The 22,817-nt window shown below is 54.9% G+C and carries 22 protein-coding genes; 12 read left to right on the top strand and 10 right to left on the bottom strand.

The window, feature by feature from the left end; translation table 11 throughout:
- Positions 1-10: 10 nt before the first annotated feature.
- Complete coding sequence (locus FHW76_RS12545) at positions 11-919, bottom strand: DMT family transporter (RefSeq protein WP_023339994.1); 909 nt, start codon at positions 917-919, stop codon at positions 11-13.
- Between the two features lie 111 nt (positions 920-1,030).
- Between FHW76_RS12545 and gcvA the strand changes: the two genes are divergently transcribed.
- On the top strand, positions 1,031-1,930 hold the full coding sequence (gene gcvA / locus FHW76_RS12540; RefSeq protein ID WP_183476777.1) for a transcriptional regulator GcvA: 900 nt from the start codon (positions 1,031-1,033) through the stop codon (positions 1,928-1,930).
- A 929-nt stretch (positions 1,931-2,859) separates the two neighbouring features.
- Here gcvA and FHW76_RS12535 read toward each other — a convergent pair.
- The 3 genes from FHW76_RS12535 to FHW76_RS26450 form a co-directional block, all read right to left on the bottom strand.
- Positions 2,860-4,236, bottom strand: a complete 1,377-nt coding sequence (locus FHW76_RS12535; protein WP_040167183.1) for a PAAR domain-containing protein — start codon at positions 4,234-4,236, stop codon at positions 2,860-2,862.
- Positions 4,236-4,742, bottom strand: a complete 507-nt coding sequence (locus FHW76_RS12530; RefSeq protein ID WP_004190748.1) for a PAAR domain-containing protein — start codon at positions 4,740-4,742, stop codon at positions 4,236-4,238. The genes FHW76_RS12535 and FHW76_RS12530 overlap by 1 nt, the downstream gene beginning before the upstream one ends.
- 102 nt (positions 4,743-4,844) lie before the next feature.
- Positions 4,845-5,078, bottom strand: coding sequence for a hypothetical protein (locus tag FHW76_RS26450; protein WP_071527864.1), 234 nt, complete (start codon positions 5,076-5,078; stop codon positions 4,845-4,847).
- 147 nt (positions 5,079-5,225) lie between these two features.
- Here FHW76_RS26450 and rluB point away from each other — a divergent pair, with 147 nt between their 5' ends.
- Positions 5,226-6,128, top strand: coding sequence for a 23S rRNA pseudouridine(2605) synthase RluB (gene rluB, locus FHW76_RS12525; protein ID WP_008807781.1), 903 nt, complete (start codon positions 5,226-5,228; stop codon positions 6,126-6,128).
- A gap of 60 nt (positions 6,129-6,188) precedes the next feature.
- Here the strand turns inward: rluB and cobO are convergent, their stop codons facing one another.
- Together cobO and FHW76_RS12515 are read right to left on the bottom strand one after the other, a co-directional pair.
- Positions 6,189-6,779 carry a cob(I)yrinic acid a,c-diamide adenosyltransferase gene (cobO, locus tag FHW76_RS12520; protein WP_002901749.1) on the bottom strand — a complete coding sequence of 197 codons (591 nt, stop codon included), beginning with the start codon at positions 6,777-6,779 and terminating at the stop codon, positions 6,189-6,191.
- Positions 6,776-7,537: a YciK family oxidoreductase gene (locus tag FHW76_RS12515; RefSeq protein ID WP_012542052.1), complete on the bottom strand. Its 762-nt coding sequence runs from the start codon at positions 7,535-7,537 to the stop codon at positions 6,776-6,778. The genes cobO and FHW76_RS12515 overlap by 4 nt, the downstream gene beginning before the upstream one ends.
- 255 nt (positions 7,538-7,792) lie before the next feature.
- On the opposite strand from FHW76_RS12515, the gene sohB reads away from it, so the two are divergent.
- Positions 7,793-8,839, top strand: a complete 1,047-nt coding sequence (gene sohB / locus FHW76_RS12510; RefSeq protein WP_008807783.1) for a protease SohB — start codon at positions 7,793-7,795, stop codon at positions 8,837-8,839.
- A 47-nt stretch (positions 8,840-8,886) separates the two neighbouring features.
- On the opposite strand, the gene FHW76_RS12505 is transcribed toward sohB, so the two are convergent.
- Positions 8,887-9,138, bottom strand: a complete 252-nt coding sequence (locus FHW76_RS12505) for a YciN family protein (RefSeq protein ID WP_002901761.1) — start codon at positions 9,136-9,138, stop codon at positions 8,887-8,889.
- Positions 9,139-9,544: 406 nt separating this feature from the next.
- Between FHW76_RS12505 and topA the strand changes: the two genes are divergently transcribed.
- From topA to acnA, 4 genes are all read left to right on the top strand, one after another.
- Complete coding sequence (gene topA, locus FHW76_RS12500; RefSeq protein WP_008807785.1) at positions 9,545-12,142, top strand: type I DNA topoisomerase; 2,598 nt, start codon at positions 9,545-9,547, stop codon at positions 12,140-12,142.
- A 341-nt stretch (positions 12,143-12,483) separates the two neighbouring features.
- On the top strand, positions 12,484-13,458 hold the full coding sequence (cysB, locus tag FHW76_RS12495) for an HTH-type transcriptional regulator CysB (RefSeq protein WP_008807786.1): 975 nt from the start codon (positions 12,484-12,486) through the stop codon (positions 13,456-13,458).
- Between the two features lie 245 nt (positions 13,459-13,703).
- A complete protein-coding gene (locus FHW76_RS12490) occupies positions 13,704-13,871 on the top strand; it encodes a YmiA family putative membrane protein (RefSeq protein ID WP_002901776.1) in 168 nt (55 codons plus the stop codon).
- Positions 13,872-14,261: 390 nt separating this feature from the next.
- On the top strand, positions 14,262-16,934 hold the full coding sequence (gene acnA, locus FHW76_RS12485) for an aconitate hydratase AcnA (RefSeq protein WP_022065863.1): 2,673 nt from the start codon (positions 14,262-14,264) through the stop codon (positions 16,932-16,934).
- A 46-nt stretch (positions 16,935-16,980) separates the two neighbouring features.
- On the opposite strand, the gene ribA is transcribed toward acnA, so the two are convergent.
- A complete protein-coding gene (gene ribA, locus FHW76_RS12480; RefSeq protein ID WP_008807788.1) occupies positions 16,981-17,583 on the bottom strand; it encodes a GTP cyclohydrolase II in 603 nt (200 codons plus the stop codon).
- Positions 17,584-17,746: 163 nt separating this feature from the next.
- On the opposite strand from ribA, the gene pgpB reads away from it, so the two are divergent.
- The 5 genes from pgpB (at position 17,747) to yciH (ending at position 21,390) form a co-directional block, all read left to right on the top strand.
- Positions 17,747-18,514 carry a phosphatidylglycerophosphatase B gene (gene pgpB / locus FHW76_RS12475; RefSeq protein ID WP_008807789.1) on the top strand — a complete coding sequence of 256 codons (768 nt, stop codon included), beginning with the start codon at positions 17,747-17,749 and terminating at the stop codon, positions 18,512-18,514.
- A gap of 136 nt (positions 18,515-18,650) precedes the next feature.
- Entirely contained in the window at positions 18,651-18,959 is a 309-nt protein-coding gene (locus tag FHW76_RS12470) for a LapA family protein (protein WP_012542047.1), read from the top strand.
- Between the two features lie 6 nt (positions 18,960-18,965).
- Complete coding sequence (gene lapB, locus FHW76_RS12465; protein WP_012968442.1) at positions 18,966-20,135, top strand: lipopolysaccharide assembly protein LapB; 1,170 nt, start codon at positions 18,966-18,968, stop codon at positions 20,133-20,135.
- 191 nt (positions 20,136-20,326) lie between these two features.
- Positions 20,327-21,064: an orotidine-5'-phosphate decarboxylase gene (gene pyrF, locus FHW76_RS12460; protein WP_023297452.1), complete on the top strand. Its 738-nt coding sequence runs from the start codon at positions 20,327-20,329 to the stop codon at positions 21,062-21,064.
- Complete coding sequence (gene yciH, locus FHW76_RS12455) at positions 21,064-21,390, top strand: stress response translation initiation inhibitor YciH (RefSeq protein WP_008807792.1); 327 nt, start codon at positions 21,064-21,066, stop codon at positions 21,388-21,390. The genes pyrF and yciH overlap by 1 nt, the downstream gene beginning before the upstream one ends.
- Positions 21,391-21,519: 129 nt before the next feature.
- Here yciH and osmB read toward each other — a convergent pair whose 3' ends face one another.
- Positions 21,520-21,738, bottom strand: a complete 219-nt coding sequence (gene osmB / locus FHW76_RS12450; RefSeq protein ID WP_002901783.1) for an osmotically-inducible lipoprotein OsmB — start codon at positions 21,736-21,738, stop codon at positions 21,520-21,522.
- Positions 21,739-22,011: 273 nt separating this feature from the next.
- On the bottom strand, positions 22,012-22,761 hold the full coding sequence (locus tag FHW76_RS12445; RefSeq protein WP_008807793.1) for a DNA-binding transcriptional regulator YciT: 750 nt from the start codon (positions 22,759-22,761) through the stop codon (positions 22,012-22,014).
- Positions 22,762-22,817 lie beyond the last annotated feature (56 nt).

The raw sequence follows: 22,817 nt of genomic DNA, 5'->3' as shown, positions 1-22,817 counted from the left end.
GGGCGGTGGTTCATGCTCCGCCCGGCACCCCGCGTTTCCTTCCTGACGGCACGACAATCAACCACAGCGCCAGACCGATCAGCAGTGCGCCGAGAATCAGCCCTTTTTGTATGGTTTCTCCGAGGCACAAATAGCCCCACAGCGCCGCAAAAGGTGGGATCAAAAAGGTCACGGACAGCGAACGCAGCGGTCCTATATCAGCAATCAGGCGAAAATAGAGAATATACCCTGCTGCTGTACAGACCACGCCCAGCATGGCTATCGCTATCCACGGCAGGCTCTGTCGCCAGTCTATGACCGGACCATACCAGCCTGACCAGAGAAAGAAAGGCAACAGAAACAGCGTGGCGCCGACCTGGCTGCCCAACGCAACGCGCTCAGCCTCAAGGCCGCCCCGCTGCTGGATCCAACTGCGGGTCAGGAAGCCGGCCAGACCGTAACAGGCGGTCGCGATCAGGCAGGCCCCGATCCCCGGCAGCAGGAGGGCGGCGCTGAGGCTGGAGGTTGGGCTCGCAATGACTGCCACGCCAATGGCGCCCAGTAACGCGCCGCCGCCTTTGCGCAGGGTTAACGGTTCCGCAAAGCATAACGCGCCGATAAGCATTCCCATCATCGGCGCCGTGGCGTTGAGCGTGGCGGAGTACCCTGCCGGCAGCCACTGTGCGGCAAGGCAGTACATCAGAAAAGGAAGGCCTGAATTAATGACCCCCAGCTTCAGAGTGGATATGAATTTTCCCTGATACCCGCTCCATTTACCCTGCACGCCGAGTAACAGCCCGAGCGCGATAGCGGCAAACAGTACGCGAAGAAAAGCGCTGGTCATCGCCCCGAAGGCCGGGGTGGTGATGCGCATAAACAAAAAACTGGCGCCCCAGAGAGCGGCGAGCAGCAGCAGGCGGCCATAGTCGATAACACGCATGATTGACTCCTTGTATTCACGAAGGAAGTCAACTGTAGAACTCACGTGCAGCGTCCGACAAACGCGTTATGCTTACATGATTAAGTTATTCTTAACTGAGATGCCATGTCGATGAAACTTCCACCGCTGAATGCGCTGCGCTGCTTTGAAGCGGCGGCACGGCTGCTTAGTCTGAAGCAGGCCGCCAGTGAGCTTTGCGTTACGGCAAGCGCCGTCAGCCAGCAAATTGCCCGCCTCGAGGAAGCGCTGAATACCCCGCTTTTTATTCGTACTCCCCGACAGTTACAGTTAACGGAGGTGGGGGAGATCTACCTGCGGGCCGTTCAGCCCGCCTTTCTCCAGATAGCCGCCGCCACCCAGCGCCTGCAGGTGCCCGCGGGGCCAGAAAAGGTGACGCTCAGCTGTACCAGCGGCTTCGCCATTCAGTGGCTGCTGCCGCGGCTGGCTGATTTTGAACGACGTTATCCAAAGATTGAGATCCAGATCGGCACCACCAACCGGCGAGTAGATTTGCTGAGTGAAGGGATCGATTTTGCCGTGCGTCATGGTGTCGGCGGCTGGCCGGAACTGCAGGCTTACCGCCTGCTGGATGACGACCTTATCCCGGTCTGCAGTCCGCAACTGATTGCTCCGCGCCGGTCCCTCGCCGGTGCGGGCGATCTGCTGCAGTATCCGCTGCTGCACGATGAGCATCGTGAAGACTGGGCGCTGTGGTGTGAGGCTGTGGGGCTGGAGCCGGACCGCACGCGCCGCGGTCCGGTGTTCACTGATTCCAACGGCGTGACGGAGGCGGCGTTCGCTGGTATGGGGATGGCATTACTGCGACGTTCATTCATAGCGTCTGCGCTGACGCAGGGGCGGCTGGTTAATCCTCTGGCGCAGCCCATCGCCTGTCCGCTGGCCTATCATCTGGTTTACCACGAGACCGCGCTGCTGGCGCCTGCCAACCGCTGTTTTCGCGACTGGCTGCTCGGCCAGCGCCCGGCTGTTGTTGAGGAGGGCGCGCAGTGAGGGGGGCGCTGTCCGATAAAGATCCGTATGCGTGAATGGGCACAGGAGAATGAGGAAAATCTGTTCCATACTAAAGACGGGGCGCGGCGAACAGAAGCTTTCCCGACGAAGTTTTTCTTTTTACAGCGTACAGGTCGCGGAGAAGCGCTTTTTGTTGATAAATGAGAGCACCGTAACAGCTATACCGCAGATGAGGCTTAATCTTCCTAACCCGCAGATGATCAGTTCTGCTAAATTAATCATTTATCGACCCAAAGACAGATACCACCAATTAGTAGGGCAATAAAACCTACCAATGAACACAACAATTCGGCGATAAACCAGTATTTGATGTTTGCAGGTAGCTCCCGTATATAATCGACATCATCATTTTTTCTCTGAATAGACTTTTTGCCAAAGATCAATATGAGGGATCGCTATGCGCTAATTGCATACGTTTCCCTTATCCTCAGTTTCTTATGTAATTGATGATACTGATTGGGAGTGAATAAAATAGCCAAGTTTTGCTCTTGGCTATTTATTTCAATTAAATGAATAATGGTAAATAGAAAACTGATAACATCATGAATAGAAAAATAATACCGACCACGCAAAATCGTACTTTTACACGTAACCAATCGGTATACTGATTAGGAAGTTCTTTAATGAATCGAATTTGTTCATTATCCATTCCTCGCGTATGAAATGAGTTTTCTTTAAAATATAATGCTTTAATAAAAAATGCATCACGCATAAACGAGAAAAAGAACCCCCCATCCTGATAAATTAAAGCCTCTACTGGTCTTGCGTCAAATTTTTCAACAAATAGCGAACAGAGAGTAATGAATTTATTTTTCGAAATGCGATCGTAAATAATTGAAATAACCCCCGTAAGTATTAGGCATAGACACAATACCAATCCAATCGAGTTACGATGCATAATTATAAAATTAATTACCGAAAGTTTCATACAGCTGCTCTCCACCCCATTCACCGAATGCGCCACCTGCACTACTACCGACATAGCCTAAACCAGCCCCAGCAATCACAGAGCAAGCAAGCCCTCCGACACCAGCAGTACCAACACCGATAGCGATACAAAGAGGTATTGCTAAATAGCCACCAGCAACACCAACCCCCGTACCTACAGCAAAGCTACCAATCTCAGTATACTTTTTCTTGGTACATTCAGCTTCGCGACCAACAGAACAAGCCTCATTTATTTCATTTAGTGAATGCAGTCCGCTAAAACCAATGCCTAAATAACCAGTGTAACGCATTGCTTTTACGTATTTAGCTGCCCGTTCGATGTGGGTAGCATAGCCTTCAATGTCACTGATCCCCGTTTCATTCCATTTGTGGGTAATAGAACTGCTGGATAGGCCAAGTGCTTTTTTTATTTTTGTATACTCTCCGAATTTCATAGCCTTATTCAGGAATCTGACTTTAAGTATTGATTCAAGCTCTTTAAACAACAGGCTACGTTGAATGTAAAATTGTTCTCCTATCAACGAGCCTCTCGTTATGTAGGTATTCTTATACGTTTCTTGAATCTCTCTGAGTATTTTTTCGATACTCTCAAAGTATTTTCCAACAGGATCAGCAGCAAGGCCAATTCCTGTATCAGCGTAGCTGGTGAAATTAGCTATGGTTGCGTAGTGTTTGTGCAGCAAGTTAGCTTCCTGGATTGTCAGCGGTTCTAACGCCGCATCAACTCGCGCTTTCGCGGCTTTCATGTGGGCAATCTGCTCGTCGTCCTGTTTCTCTGGATCAACCAGAAGCATAATCGAACCAGCTTTGTATCTTTCATCCGGGCCGTTCAGAATAGAGAATAGCTCTTTTGCCCCTGCTGGTGGGTTTTCAGTGAATAACAGACGTTGCCACGCTTCCGTAGTACCGCCATAAGTGATAACGGCAAAACCTGCATCTATACCTGTTTTCTTTTTTGCTGTTTGGGCGTTCTGTTCCGGTTCTGACTCAATCGGCCCTGGAAGTTCAGGCATCTTGACGAGGTGAGGTAGATCAGTGTGCGTTACCGTTGCTTCTCCACCAAGTTCGTAATCATCATCCCAGTTTGAATTGATGAATTTGGATTTACAGGGGCAGGAGCTATAACTGTGTAGTGTTCCGGCAATCCTTTTGCCGTGTATGTCATCATCAAGCCCACCACAAATACGGTAAAGCCCTGGATGTTTACCACAAGTTACTTTATGCCCTTCACAGGACATATCTCTGTCAAAATGCTGGTGGTCGCTCCATCCTTCAGTGATAACGCCACCACATCGTGTCTTATCACCTCTGAATAAATAGTATCCCTTAACGCCCATCAGTGCTTACTCCCTGACACGGTCAAGAATCCTTCCGGGAGTTCGCGGCCTTCACGAAAAACCAGTTTGCTGCACGATTGTGGGGTAGAGATTATTTCATCACCATTATCAAGCATACTGCCAACGAGTGCAGCGGATGCGCCCTGCATGATTCGGGCCTTGCCAGCACCGGAAATAATAGTGGACTCGCTGCCATCAGCATATACAACCTTGTCACCTACCCGAGCAACTTGTAATCCTCCGGTAGTCGCACCGCCTGAAGCATGGCGAATGACTCCACCGCGACGGGTCAGACTTCCAACGACTGCAAACCGGAAAATGTGAGCTAACGGGCGGCTTAGATGCTGTTTTTTAATTTCCTCAAGTTCTTTCCGGGTTTTGTCATCGCAGAGTGACAAAAGCTCTTCGTCGTAAGGCGGTTGTGATTGGGCCTCATTAATTTCGGGTGTGATTTCGTTGGTATATTGCTGCATAAGTCCCTCTGCTTGTTGTGAATTAATCTTCATACGTAATTCATTGTACAAATAACACCCATGTGCCGGAAGTTGTTTTTCATAAAAATGAAACTGCGTTTTAAAATATTTATTTTGTGAATGTTATGGCGCGATTCATTTACTATCGACTATGTCGAAGCTTTTGCTGTACGGGCAATGCTGCGACTCCGTGACGAAGGTAAATGTGTAGATACTGTTGGAGTAGACACACAGCGTTTTCCCGTTCGCTGTGCTTGACTGTTCCGGATTGCTCATCGTTATACGTCCAAGTTCAGAAAGACTCAGGCGCACAAAACTTGTTGAATCATTTAGTCTAAAATTCGTGTAGTATGTGCGCCCACGAATCATTGTGTGACAGCTTGTGTGATACGTTGTTTGCCATGCTGTGTGCCATGAAATATTTACAGATCAGTGAGTTAAGTTGAGTTTTAGGCTAACTCGTTGTTTTTGAAAGCATACCAGACGCCTGGGAAGGCGACACCTTAAGGAAGCTCAATGAGCGAGAAACTGCAAAAAGTGCTGGCCCGCGCCGGCCACGGCTCCCGCCGTGAAATTGAAGCGAAAATCGAAGCTGGCCGCGTCAGCGTCGACGGAAAAATCGCCACCCTCGGCGATCGTGTGGAAATCGTCCCCGGTTTAAAAATTCGTATCGATGGTCATCTGATCTCGGTGAAAGAGTCTGCTGAGCAGATCTGTCGCGTGCTGGCTTACTATAAGCCGGAAGGCGAGCTGTGCACCCGTAACGATCCGGAAGGGCGCCCGACGGTGTTTGATCGCCTGCCAAAACTGCGCGGCGCGCGCTGGATTGCCGTTGGCCGTCTGGACGTGAACACCTGTGGCCTGCTGCTGTTCACCACCGATGGCGAACTGGCAAACCGCCTGATGCATCCGAGCCGTGAAGTCGAGCGTGAGTACGCCGTTCGCGTTTTCGGCCAGGTGGATGATGATAAGCTGCGTCAGCTGTCTCGCGGCGTGCAGTTAGAAGATGGTCCGGCAGCATTTAAAACCATCAAATTCACCGGCGGTGAAGGGATTAACCAGTGGTACAACGTCACCCTGACCGAAGGGCGTAACCGCGAAGTGCGTCGCCTGTGGGAAGCGGTCGGCGTGCAGGTCAGCCGTCTGATCCGCGTGCGCTATGGCGATATTCTGCTGCCGAAAGGCCTGCCGCGCGGCGGCTATACCGAACTGGACCTGGCGCAGACCAACTACCTGCGCGAGCTGGTGGAGCTGACGCCGGAAACCAGTTCTAAAGTTGCCGTCGAGAAAGACCGTCGCCGGATGAAAGCCAATCAGATCCGTCGGGCGGTGAAGCGTCACAGCCAGACCAGCGCTAACCCGCGCCAGGGTAACAACAGCAACCGTCGTTCCAGTACTCGCAATAAGACCAACGGTTAATGTTGTGCGTTCCGGTGGATTGCCGCCGGAACGCGTACTGCCTTTCGCCGTATCAGGCCCTCAGTAGTCAATTCCCATCTGCGCTTTAATCCCGGCATCAAACGCATGCTTGACCGGACGCAGTTCGCTGACGGTATCCGCCAGTTCAATAATATCGCGATGGCAGCCGCGGCCGGTAATGATCACCGACTGATGGGCAGGACGCTCACGCAGGGCGCTTAGCACCGACTCCAGCGGCAGGTAATCGTACGCCACCATGTAAGTCAGCTCATCCAGCAGCACCAGATCGAGCTGGTCGTCAGCCAGCATACGGCGGGCATGCTCCCAGACCGCCAGACAGGCGGCGGTGTCGCTGTCGCGATCCTGGGTGTTCCAGGTGAAGCCTGTCGCCATCACCTGAAATTCGACGCCGTGGGGTTCCAGCAGGTTACGCTCACCGTTAGGCCAGGTCCCCTTAATAAACTGGATCACGCCGACTTTTTTGCCGTGGCCGACGGCGCGGGTCGCGGTGCCAAAGGCGGCGGTGGTTTTGCCTTTGCCGTTGCCGGTAAAGACCATCACAATGCCGCGTTCGTCCTGGGCTGCCGCCACCCGGGCGTCAACTTTATCTTTCAGCCGCTGCTGGCGTTCGCGGTAGCGTTCATCACTCATTGGGCAATTCCTGGCTTACGGCCCGGTTGGGCGTCAAAGGTCATTCCCGTCTTGCGGCGACTGTCGTCACCCATCAGCCATAGATAGACGGGCATAATGTCAGCGGGGGTCTTCAGTTTTAGCGGATCTTCCGTCGGGAAGGCGCTGGCGCGCATCCCGGTGCGGGTGCCGCCGGGGTTGATGCAGTTCACCCGCAGATGACGGCTTTGGTACTCGTCGGCCAGCACCTGCATCATCCCTTCGGTGGCGAATTTGGAGACCGCATAGGCGCCCCAGTTGGCGCGGCCCTGACGGCCAACGCTGGACGAGGTGAAGACCAGCGAGCCCGCATCCGAACGGAGTAATAAAGGAAGAAGCGCCTGGGTCAGCATAAAAGTGCCATTGACGTTCACCTGCATCACCTGCTGCCAGACCTCCGGCTTCTGCTCGTCCATGGGGCAGATGTCGCCGAGCAGGCCGGCGTTGTGCAGCACGCCGTCAAGACGGGGATAGTGCATACTTATCTGCTGCGCCAGCTGCTGGCACGCCTGCGGCGTGCAGGTTAGCAGGTCGAGGGTAAACCAGCGGGCGGGAATGCCGCCCTCGCGTTCAATCTCCTGGGCGACGGCGCGCAGTTTTTCGTCGTTGCGGCCAAGCAGAATCACGCTGGCGCTATAGCGCGCGTAGGTCAGGGCCGCTTCACGACCAATCCCGTCGCTGGCGCCGGTGACCAGGATGATGCGATCTTTCAGCAAGTGGCGTTGCGGTTGATAATGCACGGCGACTCCTTGGGCGATCGGTTCCCGATCGCGCTTCATCTTTGGTATCTCACTTTTGCGCTGTTATGCCTGAAAGTGCTCGCCATTGCAATCGGCGAAGCGGAAAGTATTCAGAAAATTAATATCTTGCAACGATTTCAGCCTCGCTGAAAAAAAACGGAATCCGCTGCGCACAAGACACAAAGCACAAAGACTTCTCGCCAGGGGCTGATGTACACTGTGCAGCAACGTCAGTGCTTTACACAAGGTGAAAACGTGGAATTACTTGCTCAGTACGGCTTATTTTTAGCCAAGATCGCGACGGTTGTCGTCGCTATCGCGGTGATTGCCGCTATTATCGTCAACCTGGCCCAGCGTAAGAAGCAGCGCGGCGAACTGCGGGTGACCAATCTTAGCGAGCATTACAAAGAGATGAAGGAATCGCTGGCGGTGGCGCTGCTTGACGGCCCGCAGCAGAAACAGTGGCATAAAGCGCAGAAGAAAAAGCAAAAACAAGAGGCGAAGGCCGCGAAAGCGCGGGCGAAGCTGGGTAACGTGGAGCCGGAAGGCAAGCCGCGCGCCTGGGTGCTGGATTTCAAAGGCAGCATGGATGCCCATGAGGTCAACAGCCTGCGGGAAGAGATCACGGCGGTACTGGCGGCGGCGAAAGCGCGTGACCAGGTGGTGATTCGTCTGGAAAGCCCCGGCGGGGTGGTGCACGGTTACGGGCTGGCAGCCTCTCAGCTGCAGCGGTTGCGCGACAAACAGATCCCGCTGACGGTGGCGGTTGACAAAGTGGCGGCCAGCGGCGGCTATATGATGGCTTGCGTGGCCAACAAAATTGTGTCGGCGCCGTTTGCGATCCTTGGCTCCATTGGTGTGGTGGCGCAGATCCCTAACCTCCATCGCTTCCTGAAGAACAAAGATATTGATATCGAACTGCATACCGCCGGGCAGTACAAACGGACGCTCACTATGCTGGGCGAAAATACCGAAGAAGGGCGGCGCAAGTTCCGTGAGGATCTCAATGAGACGCACCATCTGTTCAAGGATTTCGTCCATCGGATGCGTCCTGGACTTGATATTGAGCAGGTAGCTACCGGCGAGCACTGGTACGGGGTGCAGGCGCTGGAAAAAGGGCTGGTGGATGCGGTTGAAACCAGCGATGAGCTGTTGCTGGGGCTCATGGAGAGCCACGAGGTGATCGGGGTGCGTTATCAACAGCGTAAGAAAATGCTCGACCGCTTCACCGGTAGCGCCGCGGAGAGCGCCGATCGACTTCTGCTGCGCTGGTGGCAGCGCGGTCAGAAACCGCTGATGTAAACAACATAACGCGAGGCCAGGGCCTCGCGTTATCGTTTCCACCGGCCTTAATCGACCAGGTGATACTTGTCCGACAGCTCGTGGGCGAGGTACTTAAACATGTTAAATACCGCCGTACTCTTCGGCGTCGGTAAACCCTGCTCGTCAAGATAAAACTCACCGCTAAACACCAGGACATTGTTGCGCTGAACGACGTCGGTGGCTTCGATACCGGCTAACGTATCCTCATGTTCGCGAATAAGTTTGTTGGCTTTTTCGAGCAGCGTCTGGCGATCGATAGGTTGGGTTGTACCTTGCATAACGGACTCCTCTTTTTCTCCGCGCGTAGTTTACGCCGCGCGGCGGCGTGGGGCAAATTTTCCATGGACAAAACAGGGTTAATCGTAACCAGTGGAGAAACAGCCGTTTACTGGCGGGTTTCGCTTTTGCATGCTAATAAAGTTGCGTAACGAATTTTATCAGGTACAGTGTGACGCTTTCGGCGATCTGGCAACAGATTTGCTTGACATTCGGCCAAAAATTCTTCGTGCTATGTCACCTGACGAAAAAAAGTCAGCAAACTCAAACGCCTGGTTTTACGGAGATGAAGCGGGTGTTCAGGGTTGATATTCACCGACGGTGCCGCAACATATGAGGCAGTCGCCAGTGGAGGGTGTATGAATGTGCGATGTATTCCTGGATGAATCAAATTAGGTAAAGGTGAATATGGGTAAAGCTCTCGTTATCGTTGAGTCCCCGGCAAAAGCCAAAACGATCAATAAGTATCTGGGTAATGACTACGTGGTGAAATCCAGCGTCGGTCATATCCGCGATTTGCCGACCAGTGGATCAGCTTCCAAAAAGAGCACCGACTCTACCGCCACCAAAGGGGCTAAAAAGCCTAAAAAGGACGAACGTGGTGCTCTGGTTAACCGCATGGGCGTGGACCCATGGCATGACTGGAATGCGCACTATGAAGTACTTCCGGGTAAAGAAAAGGTAGTTTCAGAACTCAAACAGTTGGCGGAAAAAGCTGACCACATCTATCTCGCAACCGACCTTGACCGCGAAGGGGAAGCCATTGCCTGGCACCTGCGGGAAGTGATCGGCGGCGATGAACAGCGTTACAGCCGCGTGGTGTTCAATGAGATCACCAAAAACGCTATTCGTCAGGCCTTCGAAAAGCCGGGCGAACTGAATATCGATCGGGTTAACGCCCAGCAGGCGCGCCGCTTTATGGACCGCGTGGTGGGCTATATGGTCTCGCCGCTGCTGTGGAAGAAAATTGCCCGTGGTCTTTCTGCCGGGCGCGTGCAGTCCGTTGCGGTCCGCCTGGTGGTGGAACGTGAGCGTGAAATCAAAGCCTTCGTCCCGGAAGAGTACTGGGAAGTTGATGCCAGCACCACCACGCCGGGCGGCGACGCGCTGCCTCTGCAGGTGACTCATAAAGACGATAAGCCGTTCCGTCCGGTCAGCCGTGATGAGACCATGGCGGCGGTATCGCTGCTGGAAAAAGCCAGCTACAGCGTGCTGGAGCGAGAAGACAAGCCGACCAGCAGCAAGCCGGGCGCGCCGTTCATCACCTCCACGCTGCAGCAGGCGGCCAGCACCCGTCTCGGCTTCGGCGTGAAAAAGACCATGATGATGGCTCAACGTCTCTATGAGGCGGGGCACATCACCTATATGCGTACCGACTCCACCAACCTGAGTCAGGACGCGCTGAACATGGTTCGCGGTTATATCAGCGACAACTTTGGCAAAAAATATCTGCCGGAGAGCGCTAACCAGTACGCCAGCAAAGAAAACTCGCAGGAAGCGCACGAAGCGATTCGTCCTTCTGATGTGAGCGTGCTGGCGGAAACGCTGAAAGATATGGAAGCCGATGCGCAGAAGCTCTATCAGCTGATCTGGCGCCAGTTTGTCGCCTGTCAGATGACGCCGGCGCAATACGATTCCACCACGTTGACCGTGGCGGCGGGCGATTTCAAACTGAAAGCGCGCGGTCGTACCTTACGTTTCGACGGCTGGACCAAAGTGATGCCGGCGCTGCGCAAGGGCGATGAAGACCGGACGCTGCCGGTGGTTAAACAGGGCGACCGCCTGAGCCTGGTGGAGCTGACGCCTGCGCAGCACTTTACCAAGCCGCCGGCGCGCTTCAGCGAAGCTTCGCTGGTCAAAGAGCTGGAAAAACGCGGTATCGGCCGTCCTTCCACCTACGCTTCGATCATCTCGACCATTCAGGATCGCGGCTACGTGCGGGTGGAAAACCGTCGTTTCTATGCGGAGAAAATGGGCGAAATCGTCACCGATCGGCTGGAAGAAAACTTCCGCGATCTGATGAACTACGACTTCACCGCGCAGATGGAAGATCGTCTCGACCAGGTGGCCAACCACCAGGCCGAGTGGAAAGAGGTACTGAACCACTTCTTCGGCGATTTTACCACTCAGCTGGAGACCGCAGAGAAAGATCCGGAAGAGGGCGGCATGCAGCCGAACCCGATGGTGCTTACCAGCATCGACTGCCCGACCTGTGGACGTAAAATGGGCATCCGTACCGCCAGCACCGGTGTTTTCCTCGGCTGTTCGGGCTATGCTCTGCCGCCGAAAGAGCGTTGCAAAACCACCATCAACCTGGTGCCGGAAAACGAAGTCCTCAACGTGCTGGAAGGCGATGACGCGGAAACCAACGCGCTGCGTGCCAAACGTCGCTGTCAGAAGTGCGGGACCGCAATGGACAGCTACCTTATCGATCCTAAGCGTAAACTGCACGTGTGTGGTAATAACCCGACCTGTGACGGCTATGAGATTGAAGAGGGCGAGTTCCGCATCAAGGGCTATGACGGTCCGGTAGTGGAGTGCGAGAAGTGCGGTTCTGAAATGCACCTGAAAATGGGGCGTTTCGGCAAGTACATGGCCTGTACCAACGACGAGTGTAAGAACACGCGTAAGATCCTGCGCAACGGCGAAGTGGCTCCGCCGAAGGAAGATCCGGTGCCCCTGCCGGAGCTGCCGTGCGAGAAGTCTGACGCGTACTTTGTGTTGCGCGACGGGGCGGCGGGTGTCTTCCTGGCGGCCAACACCTTCCCGAAATCACGGGAAACGCGTGCGCCGCTGGTGGAAGAGCTGTACCGCTTCCGCGATCGTCTGCCGGAAAAACTGCGCTATCTCGCCGATGCGCCGCAGCAGGATCCGGAAGGTAATAAAACGCTGGTGCGCTTTAGCCGTAAAACGAAACAGCAGTATGTGGCTTCCGAAAAAGAGGGCAAAGCGACCGGCTGGTCAGCCTTCTTTATTGACGGTAAATGGACTGAAGCCAAAAAGTAATCGTGCAGTATCAGGCAGGAAAAGCGCGCTTTTCCTGCACTAACGACCGGCAGAGGCAGTGGATGCCTCTGCCGCGTCGTTTCCCCTTCTGGATGATCTTTTCTTCCCCTTATAACCACCTATATTATTTTTCGTTAGTATCTATACACTGTTGATATAAATGATATAGTGGTTATAGCTAATCCCTTTTTTATTATTAAAACGTCTTATACATCATCGCTTTCAGGATGCGTTGCGGCGCCACTACGGCCAACTGCCGGGAGGCTGGCCTCACGGTCGACAAGTTGCCTGAACGTAAAGTGTATTAAGCGGCTTCATTTTACGCGCAAACGGATATCAGCATGAAACTACAACAGCTTCGCTACATCGTAGAGGTGGTGAACCATAACCTGAATGTTTCATCCACCGCCGAAGGGCTTTATACCTCCCAGCCGGGCATCAGTAAGCAGGTCCGCATGCTGGAAGATGAGCTGGGCATCCAGATTTTCGCCCGCAGCGGCAAACATTTAACTCAGGTGACACCAGCCGGGCAGGAGATCATCCGTATCGCCCGCGAGGTATTATCGAAAGTCGATGCGATTAAATCTGTCGCCGGGGAGCATACCTGGCCTGATAAAGGGTCGTTATATGTGGCGACGACCCATACTCAGGCGCGCTATGCGTTACCGGGGGTCATCAAGGGCTTTATTGAACGCTACCCGCGCGTGTCGCTGCATATGCATCAGGGCTCGCCAACCCAGATTGCAGAAGCCGTATCGAAAGGCAACGCCGACTTCGCCATCGCCACCGAGGCGCTGCATCTGTATGACGATCTGGTGATGTTGCCATGCTATCACTGGAACCGGTCGATTGTGGTGACGCCTGAGCATCCTCTGGCCGCGAAGGGCTCGGTTTCCATTGAAGAGCTGGCGCAGTACCCGCTGGTGACCTATACCTTTGGCTTTACCGGCCGTTCGGAACTGGATACCGCGTTTAACCGAGCGGGTCTGACGCCGCGCATTGTCTTCACCGCCACTGACGCCGACGTGATCAAAACCTATGTTCGCCTGGGGCTTGGGGTCGGGGTGATAGCCAGCATGGCAGTCGATCCGGTCTCTGACCCGGACCTGGTGAAGCTGGATGCGAACGGCATATTCAGCCACAGCACCACCAAAATTGGTTTCCGCCGTAGCACCTTCTTACGAAGCTACATGTATGATTTTATTCAACGTTTTGCACCCCATCTGACCCGGGATGTCGTGGATACCGCGGTGGCTTTGCGGTCAAATGAAGATATTGAAGCGATGTTTAAAGATATAAAACTTCCGGAAAAATAACCCTTAAAAAAATAATGGCATTCCCTGTGGGGAGTGCCATTGACTATCATGGTCCTAATTTAACATCTTAAACCTCGAACCAATCACAAAATTAATAATTTCTGGCAACACGTTTGTCATTATGCCCGCCGCGATCAAATAACCGGTTAAATATATTCCATCAGGCCTAAATTCACTGGATTAATCTTTTATCCATAATTAAGATTTATCTGTACCTGATGATTTGAGCAATTGGTGGTGACAATATGATAAGTAATATCGATTACATGAAACTGGCGATGTCATACGAGAATGACAAAACCGAAATCGATCCCGTTCTGCGTAGTCGCGTATGGGGCGTAGTGTTGGTAGGGCTGGCGATGTTCTGGAGCATCATCGCGCTTACCATCTGCAACATCTGGATTGTCAGCTAAAGCTGTAGGTCATCGTTGTAGATACATGTCATTTTTATGACAGTGAAAGGAAACTGTAATATAAAATCAGTGACCGGCAATACAGGGAGAATATATTTTGCCGCTGGATTCATCCAATCTGAAATCACTCACAAGAGCTAATCATAGCCAGCTGGCCGATTAGCTCTTTTTTTGTCCTCGTGTACTAATACAATATCGTCTTAATCATCGCTTCTGCACTATTTTGGTGCTATTTCTCCGATTCCAGGATAATTCCCGATTAATCACTGTCGACCTCGGCGCATTTAGCAATTTGGGTTGTTATCAAAGTGTTATGCTCGGTATGTGTTATCTTTAATGGAGACCCTGAGGAGAATCAGGGTATGCCATCCCTGAGATAAAGGAGGAGCTATGTCGTCAACCCTACGAGAAGCCAGTAAGGACACGCTGCTGGTCAACGAGAAAACCTGGCATTACTACAGTCTGCCGCTGGCAGAGAAACAGCTGGGCGATCTCAGTCGACTGCCTAAGTCGCTGAAGGTGCTGATGGAGAACCTGCTGCGCTGGCAGGACGGTGACTCGGTGACAGAAGAAGATATTCGTGCCCTGGCCGGCTGGCTGCAACAGGCCCATGCCGACCGGGAGATCGCCTACCGTCCCGCGCGCGTCCTGATGCAGGACTTTACCGGCGTGCCGGCAGTCGTGGATCTGGCCGCCATGCGCGAGGCGGTGAAGCGCCTGGGCGGCGACACCGCGAAAGTGAATCCGCTGTCGCCCGTCGATCTGGTTATCGACCACTCGGTCACCGTCGACCGTTTCGGCGATGACGAGGCCTTCGAAGATAACGTCCGTCTGGAAATGGAGCGTAACCACGAACGTTACGCTTTTCTACGCTGGGGACAACAGGCCTTCAGCCGCTTCAGCGTAGTGCCGCCGGGCACCGGTATTTGTCACCAGGTCAACCTGGAATACCTCGGTCGGGCCGTCTGGAGCGAAGAGGTGAATGGGAAGTGGATGGCGTGGCCGGATACCCTGGTGGGCACCGACTCTCATACCACCATGATTAACGGTCTCGGCGTACTGGGCTGGGGCGTGGGCGGGATTGAAGCGGAAGCCGCCATGCTGGGTCAGCCGGTGTCGATGCTGATCCCGGATGTCGTGGGCTTTAAGCTCAGCGGCAAACTGCGCGAAGGCATCACCGCCACCGATCTGGTGCTGACGGTCACCCAGATGCTGCGCCAGCACGGTGTCGTCGGCAAGTTTGTTGAATTCTACGGCGATGGCCTGGATACCTTACCCCTGGCCGATCGCGCCACTATCGCCAATATGGCCCCGGAATATGGCGCCACCTGTGGTTTCTTCCCGATCGATGATGTGACGCTTAGCTATATGCGTCTGAGCGGCCGTAGCGAAGAACAGGTCGCCCTGGTGGAAGCCTATGCCAAAGCGCAGGGCATGTGGCGCCAGCCGGGCGATGAGCCGGTCTTTACCAGCACCCTGGCGCTGGACATGGGCAGCGTTGAGGCAAGCCTTGCCGGGCCGAAACGGCCGCAGGATCGCGTGGCGCTCGGCGATGTGCCGAAAGCCTTTGCTGCCAGCGGCGAGCTGGAAGTTAACCATCCTCAGCGTCAGCGCCAGCCGGTGGATTATACGCTGAACGGGCATCACTATTCGCTACCGGACGGCGCCGTGGCCATTGCGGCTATTACTTCCTGTACCAATACCTCCAACCCCAGCGTGCTGATGGCCGCCGGTCTGCTGGCGAAAAAAGCCGTCGAGCGTGGCCTGCAGCCGCAGCCGTGGGTAAAAGCTTCCCTGGCGCCAGGCTCGAAAGTGGTGTCGGATTATCTGGCTCATGCCGGCCTGACGCCTTACCTCGACCAGCTCGGCTTCAATCTGGTGGGATATGGCTGTACCACCTGTATCGGTAACTCCGGTCCGTTGCCGGAACCTATTGAAGAGGCGATCAAAAAGGGCGATCTGACCGTCGGGGCGGTGCTTTCCGGTAACCGTAACTTCGAAGGGCGTATCCATCCGCTGGTGAAAACCAACTGGCTGGCCTCGCCGCCGCTGGTCGTCGCTTACGCCCTGGCGGGGAACATGAATATCGATCTCACCCGCGAGCCGTTGGGGCAGGGCAGCGATGGCGAACCGGTTTATCTGAAAGATATCTGGCCGAGTGGGGAGGAGATTGCCCGTGCGGTGGAACAGGTCTCCACTGAGATGTTCCGCAAAGAGTACGCGGAAGTGTTTTCCGGTACCGAGGAGTGGAAAGCAATCAAGGTGGAGGCGTCAGATACCTATGACTGGCAGGAGGACTCGACTTATATTCGCCTGTCGCCGTTCTTTGACGAGATGGGCGTCGAACCGCTGCCGGTAGAGGATATTCATGGCGCGCGGATCCTCGCCATGCTGGGCGATTCAGTGACCACTGACCACATTTCGCCGGCGGGGAGCATCAAAGCCGATAGCCCGGCAGGCCGCTATCTGCAGGAGCATGGGGTTGCCCGGCGCGACTTTAACTCCTATGGTTCCCGTCGCGGTAACCATGAGGTGATGATGCGCGGCACCTTCGCCAATATCCGTATTCGTAACGAAATGGTACCGGGAGTGGAAGGCGGTATGACCCGACATCTGCCGGACCGCGAACCGGTGGCGATCTACGATGCGGCGATGCAGTATAAAGCGGAAGGCATACCGCTGGCGGTGATTGCCGGTAAGGAGTATGGCTCAGGTTCCAGCCGCGACTGGGCGGCGAAGGGGCCGCGCCTGCTGGGGATCCGGGTGGTGATCGCCGAGTCCTTCGAACGTATCCACCGTTCCAACCTGATCGGGATGGGGATTTTGCCGCTGGAGTTCCCGCAGGGCGTCACCCGTAAAACGCTGCAGTTGACCGGGGAAGAGCGGATTGATATCAGCAATCTGCAGTCGCTTCAGCCTGGCGCTACGGTGCCGGTGACCCTGACTCGCCCTGACGGCTCGCAGGAAGTGATCCCTTGTCGGTGCCGTATCGACACCGCGACCGAGCTCACCTACTACCGCAACGACGGCATCCTGCACTACGTTATCCGCAATATGCTGTAAAACAAAGGGCCAGCATCGCTGGCCCTTTCTCTTTTATTCAATCGGTTTATTCCGCCGGCTTGCTGTTCAGCAAATGGCCCATTTTGGCGGCTTTAGTATCCAGGTAGTGAGCATTTTTCGGGTTACGCCCGACGATCAACGGTACCCGCTCCACAATGTTGATCCCGGCTTCGGTAAGAATTTCCACTTTTTTCGGGTTATTGGTTAATAACCGAACCTGCTCAACGTTGAGCAGTTTGAACATATCGGCGCACAGGGTGAAGTCGCGCTCATCGGCGGCGAAGCCCAGCTGATGGTTCGCCTCAACGGTGTCGTAGCCCTGATCCTGCAGCGCGTAGGCGCGGATTTTATTCAATAAACCAATGTTGCGTCCTTCCTGGCGGTGATAGAGCAGGATCCCCCGACCTTCTTCGGCGATATGCGACAGGGCCGCTTCCAGCTGAAAGCCGCAATCACAGCGCAGGCTAAACAGGGCATCGCCCGTCAAACACTCTGAATGGACGCGGGCCAGGACCGGCGACTGCCCCGAGATATCGCCATACACCAGCGCGACATGATCTTGTCCGGTTGCCAGTTCTTCAAAACCCACCATCAGGAAATCGCCCCATGGGGTTGGCAGTTTGGCTTCTGCCACACGTTTAAGCTGCATGTGATTCTCCAGATTCTGTCAGCACCTGAATGTGCTTTCTGTTTGCCGCTATTTTGCCACAAGGCCGGGACGTTCTCCTAATCGCGAACGGTTAGCCGCGTGGAAAGCGCACAAACGAACTACTTTCCGCTATGATGTTCATCTACAAGGAGAAGGAGAGAAAATGCTGTTGATTGCCCGACGAACCGCTCTCGCGGCGGCGCTGCTGCTTGTTATGCCTGTTACGGTCTGGCTGTCTGGTTGGCTGTGGCAGCCAGGACTGCCGGTTGCTATGTTGAAAACCCTCTGGTGGGTGACGGAAACGGTGACGCAGCCGTGGGGAATTATCACGCATGTTGCACTGTGCGGCTGGTTTCTCTGGTGTCTTCGCTACCGGCTGCGCGCGGCACTGATCCTGTTCCTGATTCTTGCCGCCGCCATCCTGGTGGGACAGGGGGTTAAATCCTGGGTCAAAGCGCGGGTTCAGGAGCCGAGACCCTTTGTCATCTGGCTGGAAAACTCAAGACAGGTGCCGGTGACGCAATTCTATGCGTTGAAGCGTAAAGAACGCGCTAAACTGGTGCATGCCCAGCTGGCGCAGGCGCAGGACATTCCGCCGTTTTTACGCAAGCACTGGCAGAAAGAGACAGGCTTTGCTTTCCCGTCGGGTCACACGATGTTCGCCGCCAGCTGGGCGCTGCTGGCCGCCGGGCTGCTGTGGCCGCGTCGGCGTTGGGGCACGGTCGCCGTGCTGCTGGTATGGGCGACGGCGGTGATGGGCAGTCGCCTGGCGCTGGGCATGCACTGGCCGCTGGATCTCATTGTCGCCACGCTGATCTCCTGGCTGTTGGTCACGGTGGCCTGCTGGTTGACGCAGCGCCTGTGCGGGCCGCTCTCGCCGCCGGGAGAAGAGGCGCAGGATATTAAAAAACGGATGCCCGAAGCAGAATAATGTTGATTTTAGCGGCATCCGACCGCATATCCTGTACAGTTGCCATGCTTTTTCATTCCACCGCTGCGGCGAAAATGATACTTTATAGGGCTGAAAGCGGGCTTTTTTTCGCGCAACCCACATAACGGGAAGTCATGTGAAATATTTACTCATTTTCTTACTGGTGCTAGCAATCTTCGTCATTTCAGTGACGCTGGGGGCGCAGAATGACCAACAGGTCACGTTCAACTATTTACTCGCGCAGGGTGAATTCCGCATTTCGACACTGCTGGCGGTGCTGTTCGCCGCAGGCTTTGCCATTGGCTGGCTGATCTGCGGCTTGTTCTGGCTGCGGGTGCGTGTCTCGCTGGCGCGCGCGGAGCGAAAAATTAAGCGCCTTGAGCACCAGATTGCCCCCGTCAGCCCGGTCGCTGTCGACGCAGGCGTGCCTGCCGTGAAGGAATAACCTCTTATGCTGGAGTTGTTGTTTCTGCTTTTACCCGTTGCCGCCGCCTACGGCTGGTACATGGGGCGCAGAAGTGCACAACAGTCCAAACAGGACGATGCCAACCGCCTGTCACGGGATTACGTGGCGGGGGTTAACTTCCTGCTCAGCAACCAGCAGGATAAAGCCGTCGATCTGTTCCTTGATATGTTGAAAGAGGATACCGGCACCGTTGAGGCCCACCTGACGCTCGGTAACCTGTTCCGCTCGCGCGGCGAGGTTGACCGCGCGATCCGTATCCATCAGAGCCTGATGGAAAGCGCATCGTTAACCTACGATCAGCGCCTGCTGGCCGTCCAGCAGCTGGGGCGCGACTATATGGCCGCCGGGTTGTACGATCGTGCGGAAGATATGTTCAAACAGCTGGTGGATGAGACCGATTTCCGCCTGAGCGCTCTGCAGCAGCTGCTGCAGATCTACCAGGCGACCAGCGACTGGCAGTCAGCGATCGAAGTCGCTGAACGGCTGGTGAAGCTGGGTAAAGAGAAACATCGTGGCGAAATAGCCAACTTTTGGTGTGAGCTGGCCCTGCAGCAGATGGCGGCCAACGATCTGGATAAAGCGATGGCGCTGCTGAAGAAAGGCGCCGCAGCAGACCGCAACAGCGCCCGGGTCTCAATAATGATGGGCCGGGTGTGGATGGAAAAGGGTGATTACGCCAAAGCGGTAGAGAGCCTTGAGCGGGTTATCGATCAGGATAAAGAGCTGGTCGGTGAGACGCTGGAGATGCTGCAGACCTGCTACCAGCAACTGGGTAAAGCCGAAGAGTGGGAGATTTTCCTGCGCCGTTGTGTGGATGAGAACACCGGGGCCACCGCTGAACTGATGCTGGCGCAGATCCTCGAGCAACGGGAAGGGGTCGAAGCCGCGCAAAACTACGTTACCCGGCAGCTGGAACGTCACCCGACCATGCGCGTCTTCCATAAGCTGATGGACTACCATCTCAACGAAGCGGAAGAAGGGCGCGCGAAAGAAAGCCTCGGGGTGCTAAGAAACATGGTCGGCGAGCAGGTGCGCAGCAAACCGCGCTATCGCTGCCAGAAATGCGGCTTTACTGCTCATACGCTCTACTGGCACTGCCCTTCCTGCCGCTCGTGGGCCACCATCAAACCCATTCGCGGTCTCGACGGCCAATAAAGTCAAAAAAAATCCCTCCATTAGTTACAACATACTCATCGTTTTTCTCCTCTCCAGGCGCGGCCCCGGCAGCGCCATCGTCCGGCCAGCGCTACTACAGCAGTCTGTTATTTTGTTAGCATCACAGGTAGAATGCTGCCCGTTTACCTTTTTTGCGCCGCCCTGGCGCCCATCAACACTAAGGTCTGGTCATGACGTCTACAGCTATCACATCTTCCCGCGCTGTCACATCCTCTCCCGTTGTGGTTGCGCTCGACTATGATAATCGCGATAAAGCGCTGGCATTTGTCGACCGCATCGACCCGCGAGACTGCCGCCTGAAGGTGGGCAAAGAGATGTTCACCCTGTTGGGCCCGCAGTTTGTTCGCGATCTGCACCAGCGCGGGTTTGAGGTGTTCCTTGACCTTAAGTTTCACGATATCCCCAATACCACGGCCCGCGCGGTGGCGGCGGCGGCCGAACTCGGCGTATGGATGGTGAATGTCCATGCCTCCGGCGGCGCGCGGATGATGACCGCCGCGCGTGAAGCGCTGTTGCCGTTTGGCAAAGACGCTCCGCTGCTGATCGCCGTCACCGTGCTCACCAGCATGGAGGCCAGCGACCTGCAGGATCTGGGCATTACCTTATCCCCGGCTGATTACGCGGCGAAGCTGGCAGCGCTGACCCAACGCTGTGGTCTTGACGGGGTCGTGTGCTCAGCTCAGGAGGCGGTACGCTTCAAACAGGAGCTGGGGCAGGCGTTTAAGCTGGTGACCCCGGGGATCCGTCCGCAGGGGAGCGAGGCCGGGGATCAGCGGCGGATTATGACCCCCGAGCAGGCCCAGGCGGCGGGGGTGGATTATATGGTTATTGGTCGCCCGGTCACTCAGTCGGCCGATCCTGCCGCAACGCTGCGGGCAATCAACGTCTCGTTGTCAAAGGAGGCATAATGAGCGATTCCAATAGCCGCCTGGTCTACTCCACGGAAACCGGGCGTATCGACGAAGCGAAACCGGCGCCGGTGCGGCCTAAAGGCGATGGTATTGTTCGTATTCAGCGCCAGACCAGCGGTCGCAAGGGCAAAGGCGTGTGCCTGATTAGCGGCATCGATGCTGACGATGCCGCGCTGAACGCCCTGGCTGCAGAGCTGAAAAAGAAATGTGGCTGCGGCGGTGCGGTGAAAGATGGCGTGATCGAGATCCAGGGTGACAAACGGGATTTGCTCAAATCGCTGCTCGAGGCGAAAGGAATGAAGGTTAAGTTAGCCGGTGGCTGAGTGCTATTTCGGCAATAATTAAAGTAATGCTGAAATAACAAGGCCGCGGTGAATGCCGCGGCCTTGAATGATTTAACGTGCGTAAGTCAATTCGTGTGAATTATTCTTTTATTTCGTCAGGTAATTATATTATTTGCCAACCTGGTGACCAATAATACCACCGACCGCCGCGCCACCCAGGGTTCCGAGTGCGCTACCGTCAGTTAACACCGCACCACCGATGGCGCCGGCGCCAGCACCGATAGCGGTGTTACGGTCGCGTTTAGACATGTTAGAACAAGCGCTCAGAGACATTGCTACAGTGACAGCCAGAACGACGGCAGCCATTTTTTTGCTCGTTGAAGTCATCATTTTTTTCTCCTGAATAATCTATTCATGGACACTACGCTCCTTTAAGCATAGCCTGAAATAGCAGCTTTAGGGCAATTCCATGAAGTTAGGGTGCGCAGGTGTCACGAAAATCACGCAGGTGATAGTCACTTCCTGTTATATCGCTAATAATAATTTTACTTTTTTTTAAATGTATCGTCAGGTAAAAAATCTTAATTAGCAGCTCGGAATACTCTCAGAGCGTAATATCGCCCCGAATGGCGCATTGGCATGGCTCGGGGCGGGTAAAGATCAGACGTATGGCACGATATCGACGGTCAGGCCGCTGTGCAGTAACTGGTCGCGGCAGGCGGCCGGCAGGCGATCGTCGGTAATAACGCGGTTAAAGCGCCCGGCGGGACCGAGGGGATAGGGATGAACCGCGCTGAATTTCGAGCTGTCGCTGAGAATAATCGCTTCACAGTGCTTTTCCAGCACGGCGTTAACCACATCCGCACGCATCATATCGCGACCGGTAAAGCCGGTTTCTGCCTGCCAGCCATCGATCCCGATGAAGGCTTTGCTGAAATGCACCTGCTGGATGAACTGGCGGGTCAGCGGGCCCACCATGCTTTCACTGCGTTTCTGGTAAATCCCGCCCAGCAGGATCACCTCTCCCGGCGTCTCTTTCAGCAGATGGGCGATATAGCTGCTGACGGTTATGATGGTGATATCGCCGCGTTCGGCGAGGGTGCGCGCCAGCAGGGCGTTGCTGCTGCCGTTTTCGATGAATACCGTTTCGCCGGCGCTTACCAGCGCCGCCGCCCGGCTGGCCAGTTCACGTTTAATGGCGAAATGGGTCATCATGCGGGTTTCAACATCTTCACTGTCCAGTGGGACTGCATAGCCATGGGTGCGGCGCAAATAGCTCTGCTTTTCCAGCAGATTCAGATCCTGGCGAATGGTGACCTCTGAGACACCGGTCATCTTCGCCAGATCGGCGACGCTCATCCGGCCTTTATCAATGACCACTTGCAAAATACTTTGTTGTCGGGCGTTCATAGCAACATCACTGTTAGGGGGCTATATGGCGAGCAACCGGTATGAGTCACCGGTTG

Origin of the sequence: Klebsiella sp. RC2 (assembly GCF_014192815.1) — a bacterium.
GTDB lineage: Bacteria > Pseudomonadota > Gammaproteobacteria > Enterobacterales > Enterobacteriaceae > Klebsiella > Klebsiella variicola.
Note: the sequence above shows the minus strand (reverse complement) of the source record. Positions and strands in the feature narration are given on the sequence as shown.